At 75.1% G+C, this 6,417-nt stretch carries 3 protein-coding genes; 1 reads left to right on the top strand and 2 read right to left on the bottom strand.

The window, feature by feature from the left end; genetic code table 11:
* Window positions 1–81 precede the first annotated feature (81 nt).
* Together AB0J74_RS35095 and AB0J74_RS35090 are read right to left on the bottom strand one after the other, a co-directional pair.
* Window positions 82–2,067 carry a BTAD domain-containing putative transcriptional regulator gene (locus AB0J74_RS35095; RefSeq protein WP_363456272.1) on the bottom strand — a complete coding sequence of 662 codons (1,986 nt, stop codon included), beginning with the start codon at window positions 2,065–2,067 and terminating at the stop codon, window positions 82–84.
* Window positions 2,068–2,106: 39 nt separating this feature from the next.
* Complete coding sequence (locus tag AB0J74_RS35090) at window positions 2,107–4,845, bottom strand: BTAD domain-containing putative transcriptional regulator (RefSeq protein WP_363456269.1); 2,739 nt, start codon at window positions 4,843–4,845, stop codon at window positions 2,107–2,109.
* Between the two features lie 85 nt (window positions 4,846–4,930).
* Here AB0J74_RS35090 and AB0J74_RS35085 point away from each other — a divergent pair, with 85 nt between their 5' ends.
* Window positions 4,931–6,373: a hypothetical protein gene (locus tag AB0J74_RS35085; protein WP_363456266.1), complete on the top strand. Its 1,443-nt coding sequence runs from the start codon at window positions 4,931–4,933 to the stop codon at window positions 6,371–6,373.
* Window positions 6,374–6,417 lie beyond the last annotated feature (44 nt).

Here is a 6,417-nt window from a genome sequence, read left to right as displayed (position 1 = left end):
CCCCGCCCGCCCCCCCCCGCCCCGCCCCCCCCCCCCCCGCGGGGGGGGGGGGGGCCCCCCCCCCCCCCCCCCACGCCGCTCTCAGCTGGCCCGGGCGAGCCCGCGCGTCGGCCGAAGGGCACCGGCCAGCTCGATCGCGTACAACCGGAGCAGGTTGTGGAAGGTGAACCGGTCGCCGGGCAGGCGCTGGAGCAGGTTGACGCCGACCAGCGCGTCGAGCCCGCGCTCCGCGGTGATCGGATCGAGACCCAGCAGCGCGGCGGCGGCCGTCAGCCCGATGAGCGCGCCCGGCGCGAGCGCGAGCAGCCGGAACGCCCGCGCGTCGGGCGGCGCCAGTTGCGCGTAGCTGAGTTGGAAGGTCGCCCGCACGTCCAGGTCGCCCGCGCACAGTTCGTCGAGCCGCAGCCGCCCGTCGGCGAGGCGCCGGGCGAACGCGTCGAGCCGCCAGCCGGGCCGGCTCGCCAGCCGTACCCCCGCGATCCGGACCGCGAGCGGCAGCAGCCCGCACGCCGCGACCAGCGCCGCGGCGGCCTGCGGCTCGGCACCGACCCGGGCAGGGCCGGCCACCGAGCCGAGCAGCTCGACCGCCTCCTCGCAGGAGAGCAGCTCCAGGTCGACCAGCTGGGCGCCGGCCAGGTCGACCAGGCGCCGGCGGCTGGTGACGAGCGCGCCACATCGGCCCGGGCCCGGCAGCAGGTGCCGGACCTGAGCGGCGTCGCGCGCGTCGTCGACCACCACGAGAACCCTCCGGTCGGCCAGCATGCTGCGGTAGAGGCCGGCGCGTTCGGCGACGTCCGCCGGCAGGTCGCCGTCCACCCCGAGCGCGCGCAGCAGGCTGCCCAGCGCCTCGACCGGCGGCAGCGGCGCGGGCCCGGAACCGCGCAGGTCGACGAAGAGCTGCCCGTCGGGGCAGGCGGTGCGGAGCCGCGCCGCGGCCACCGCGGCCAGGGCGGTCTTGCCGGCACCGCCGACCCCCGAGATCGCGCAGACCACCGACCGGTCCAGCATGCGCTGCACCCGGTGGAGCGGTCCGGCCCGGCCGGTGAAGTCGGCGGGCGGGGCGGGCACCTGGAACGGGACGGTCGGGCGCCCGGGGCCGGGCCGCCATTGCTGACGCAGCACCCGTTGCCGGTAGCCGCTCAGCTCGGGGCCGGGGTCGACGCCGAGCTGCTCGGCCAACCGCACCCGGATCCGCTCGTAGGTCTCCAGCGCCTCGGCCTGCCGCCCGGCCGCCGCCAACGCCAGCATGAGGCGGGCGTGCAGCGGCTCGTGCAGCGGATGCCGGTCGGCCAGCGGCCACAGCAGCCGCACCGCCAACTCGTGCTCTCCGCGGGCGCCCGCGACGTCAGCGCGCAGGAGCCCGGCGCTGAGCCGCTCCTCGGACAACGTCACGACGGCGGGGTGTTCGGCCAGGCCGACCAGGTCGGCGAGCGGGTCGCCGCGCCACAGCGCCAGCGCCTGGTCGAGCAACTCCCCGGCCCGCTCGGGTTCGAGCGGAGCCACGCCACGCGCCTCGCGGAGCAGGTCGCCGAAGCGCAGCGCGTCGAGGTGCTCGGCCGAAACCGCCAGCTGGTAGCCACCGGGGACCAGGTTGACCAACCCGGCCGGGCCCAACGCCCGGCGGAGCCGGGAGACGTAGGTCTGCACGAGGTTGACGGCCGAGACGGGCGGGTCCTCGCCCGGCCACAGCAGGTCGATCAGCTCGGCCCGCGGCACGGGCCGGCCGGGGCTCAACGCCAACCGGCCCAGCACCGTACGCGGTCCCGGGCCGCCGAGGTCCGCACCCCACCCGGCATATCGGACGGTCAGCGGTCCCAGGATCTGGATCACCGGCCGGCTCGTGCTGTCGGCGACCCGCGGCGGCGCCGGCCGGGGCGGGAGCACCGGGTGGAGGCTCAACGCGCGGGCGAGCGCCTCGACCGAGCGGGGTTGTGGCCGCTTGGTCCGGCCCTGCTCCAGGTCACGGATGACGGCGACGCTGACCCCCGCCCGGGTGGCCAGTTCCCGCTGCGTCAGACCCGCGTCCTGTCGCTTCAGTCGCAACTGGGTGGCGAAGTTCGTGGACACGTGAAGCAGGTTCTGCCTCGCGACATGAACGATTCTTGATTACACGACCTCGTCGAGTACGGACGTGGTGGTGCGACCGGCCGGCCGGTCGAGGTCGGCCAGCCGCCGGCGCACCTCGGCGACCCGGTCGTGCTCCAGGTCGGAGAGCAGCCGCTCGGCCCGCTGCCATTCGGCGCGGGCGCCCTCGCGGTCGTCGCGGTCGAGCAGGGCAGCGCCGAGGTGGATGTGCGAGGCGGCGAGATAGTAGGGGTCGTCGCCCCGGGTGAAGTATCGGATGGACCGGCGGAAGGCGTCGATGGCCGTGTCGAGCCGCCCCAGGTGTTGGTAGGCGACGCCCAGCGTGTCCCAGGTGGCGGCCCGGACGAGCAGGTAGTCGTGACCCGCGATGGCCGCCAGGGCCAGGTGCCCGTACTCGACGGCCTCCTTGAAGTTCCCCTCGGTGCAGGCCAGGAACGCCAGGGAGTTGAGCGCGGCGCCCTCGCCCAGGCGGCTTCCCGCCATCCGGTTGAGCTCGACCGAGCGCTCGTAGAACTGCCGGGACAGCGCTTTGTCGCCGGTGCGGTGGACCATGATGGCCAGGGTGGTCAGGACGAACGCCTCGCCGTGCAGGTCGCCGATCTCCTGATGGATCCGCCGCGCCTCTTCGGCCGTGCTCCGGGCCAGTTGGGCCTGGCCCATACGGCTGTATGCGACCGCCAGGCCGTGCCGCACGTGCGCCTCGCCGACCCGGTCGCCGGCGCGGACGACCGCGTCGAGCACGAGCCGCCCACCGTCGATCCGGTCGCGCCAGTTGCCCTGTTGCTGCTGGAACTTGCTGAACGACCAGCTCAGGCGCCACGCCACGGAGGGCAGCCCGACGGCCAGCGCGCGCCGGACCGCCGCCGTGAGCACCGGATACTCGGCGGCGAACCAGATGTGGGCGGCCTCGTAGTCAGCGATCGGCACGACCTGCACGCCCGGCGCCGGATCGGGCAGCGTCAGGTAGCCGTAGCTCGGCGTCATCCGGATCCGGGCCGCGTGGCCGACGTGCAGATAGTGGTCGAGCAGGCGTACCTCCGCCGCCTGGCGGTCGTCGTCGTCGACCAGTTCCCGCGCGTACTCCCGGAGCAGGTCGTGCATCGCATAGCGCCCCGGGCGGGTCTCCGAGAGCAGTTGCGCGCCGAGCAGTTCCTGGACCAGCCGCCGGGTCTGCGCCAACGGCAGCGCCGCGAGGCTGGCCGCCGCCGGTACGCTGATGTCGTTGCCGAACTGCGCGCCCAGCAACCGGAACAGGCGCGCGGCCGCCGGGCTGAGCCGGCTCAGCGACCAGGAGAACACCGTCCGCGCGTCGATCGCCGGGTCGTCGCTGGCCAGCGCGTCCAACGTGCTGCCGTCTTCGCGCAGCTCCTCGGCCAGCATGGCCAGCGGCACGTCCGGACGCATCGCGATGCGACTGGCCAACACCGCGAGTGCGAGCGGCAGCCCGGCACAGCGGCCGATCATCTCCCGCAGCGCGCCGGGTTCGCGGGTGGCGCGCTCGGCGCCGACGCGGGCGACGACCAGCCGCAGCGCGTCCGCCTCGTCGAGCAGGTCAAGAGCGATGGTGCGGGCGGCGTACGCGACCAGCAGGCCGGTGAGGCGGTTGCGGCTGGTCACCACGGTCCTGGCGGTCGGTGTGCCGGGCAGCAGCGGGCGCACCTGCTCGGCGTCGCGGGCGTTGTCGAGCACGACCAGCATCCGCCGGCCGGCGATCAGGCTGCGATACAGCGCCGCCCGGTCGTCGAGGTCCTGGGGGATGCGCTGCGACGGCACACCCAGCGCCTCCAGGAAACCGCGCAGCGCCGCGGCCGGCGTGGTCACCGCACCGCCGGCCGAGAAGCCGTGCAGGTCGACGTAGAGCTGCCCGTCCGGGAACCGGTCCGCGGCGGTCCGCGCCCAGCGCACGGCCAGCGAGGTCTTTCCCACGCCCGGCGTGCCGTGCAGAACCGTTATCTCCGACGCCTCGTCGAGCCGGTCGAGCTGTTCGCGGCGCCCGACGAACCCGGCGACACCGACCGGCACCTGGGCGGCCAGCGCGATGACGGGTGCGCCCAGCTCGCCGCGCAGGATCGACCGGTGCAGCTGTTGCAGGCCGCTGCCGGGGTCGACGCCGAGTTCCTCGGCGAGCGTGCGGCGCAGCAGTTCGTAGCGGGCCAGCGCCTCGGGGTCGCGCCCGGCCGCGTGCAGGGCCCGCATGAGCGCGTCGACGACCGGCTCGACCAGCGGATAGCGCTCGGCGAGCCGTTCCAGGGGGCCGAGCGTGGCCGGCCCTCGGCCAAGGCCCAGCTCGAGGCCGGCCCATTGGACCGTGGCGTCGCGGTGCTCGGCCAGCCAGCGCGTCCGGCACGCGTCCGCCCAGGCGCCCTCGACCCCGTCCAGCGGCTCACCGGTCCACAGCTCGAGGGCTTCGCGCAGCGGCCCGGCCTCGGCGGTCTTCGCCAGCGCGCGGAACCGGTGCAGGTCGACGGCGGCCCCGCCGGTGTCGAGGCGGTAGCCGGCCGGCTGTTTCACCAGCCGGGGCGGGTCGTCGCCGAGCCGCCCGAGCAGGCCGCGCAGCCGGGCGACATAGGTGTGCAGGGCGTTACGCACCTGCGCGGGCGGGTGGTCGCCCCACACGCGGTCGATCAGCGCGTCCGGGCCGACCGTCTGACCGGCGTCGGCCAGCAGGACCGCCAGCACCGTGCGCTGCTTCATCGGGCCCAGTTCGATCCGCCGGTCGCCGTCCCACAACTCGACCGGACCAAGCAGACGAAACCGCATAGACCACTCGACCCCCCCGATCGATCCCCGAGTCCACTGTAGAGCAGTTTTGGTGTGGCGGACGGGCCGACCCTACGCTGACGGCGTGGCATTGACGGCGACCCAGGACCTGCACCGGATCACCTCGATGGGCCCGTACGACCCGGACCGCGAGTTGGAGCCGCCGGTCGACGACCCGCGGGTCGTGCGGGACCTGGTGGCCAACGACGTCGACCACCTGCCGTGGTTCTACAAGCGCTATGCCGCGCCGCTGCCGTCGGTGGCCCTGCCGCGCGACCTGCCGGCCACCGAGGCGCCCGCCGTCGACGTGCTCGCCGGGACGGCCCGCGTACCCCGGGCGGATCTGGACCTGGCGCAGCTGTCCCGGCTGCTGCACCTGTCCGCCGGCGTGACGCGGACGATGGAGCGCCCCTACGGCACCTGGCTGTTCCGGGCGGCCGGCTCCGCCGGTGGTCGGTTCCCCCTGGAGCTCTATGTCGCGGTACCCGCCGGCGGCGCGCTGCCGGCGGGCGTCTTCTGGTACCACCCGCAGGACCACGCCCTGGTGCGCGTCGGCCCGCCGCCGCTGGGGGAGTCGCCGGCCCTGGTCGTGACCGGCATTCCGTGGCGGACCGGCTGGAAGTACCGCGAGCGCGGCTTCCGGCACGTCTACTGGGACGCCGGGACGATGCTCTCCCAGTTCCTCGCCCTGGCCGACTCTGCCGGGATCCCGGCGCACCCGCACACCCGGTTACCGGACGCGGCGGTCGCCGCGCTGGTGGGCGCGGACCGGGTCCACGAGTGGCCGGTGGCCGTGGTCACGTTGGGTGACGGGAAGCCGGCGCTCGGCGCGGGCGGTGCGGCCGCGACCGGTGAGGTCGACGTCGCGCCGATCGAGTTCCCCCTCGTGACGGCCGCGCAGTGGGCCGGCGAGCGGGACGCGCTCGGGCCGGCCTGGGACCGGGGCGCTCCGGTCGACGTGGCCGGCTCGCCGGGCGGGCCGGTCGAGACCGTGATCCTCTCGCGCGGGTCGCAACGCCTGATGGACCCGGATCGGGCCGTGCCTGGCAGTGTGTTGCGCACGTCGTTGGCCGTGGCTCTGCGCGGGATCAGCGTGCCGCACTGGGTCGCGGTGCACAATGTGGACGGAGTCGAGCCTGGCCTCTACCGGTGGCCGGAGCTGTCCAGCCCGGTGCGGTCGGGCGACCTGCGGCCTGAGCTCTACCGGCTGTGTTGCGACCAGAGCCTGGGCAGCGAGGCCGCGTTCGTCGTGTTCTCGACGACGGATATCTCCACGGTGGATGACAATGGCTATCGCGCGGCACAGCTCGCGGCGGGGCTGGTCGAGGGCCGGCTGCATCTGCTGGCGTACGCCCTGGGTGCCAGCGCCTCCGGGATGACCTTCGCCGACACGCTGCTGCCCGACCTGCTGGGCGAGCCGGCCGACGGCCTCCTGTTCACCTGCATCGGCACACCCGAGTACCGCTCCGCCGTCGGCGGCCTTCCCGGCGCGGCCCGGGCCATCCGCCGCGTCGAGCCGCGCTTCTGACGCGAGCGAGGCTGTCGCTGGCGGTGCCAGGCAGGCGCCGACCC

The sequence above is a fragment of the Asanoa sp. NPDC049573 genome, assembly GCF_040676615.1.
Lineage (GTDB): Bacteria > Actinomycetota > Actinomycetes > Mycobacteriales > Micromonosporaceae > Asanoa.
This window is presented reverse-complemented; position numbering and strand designations above follow the sequence as displayed.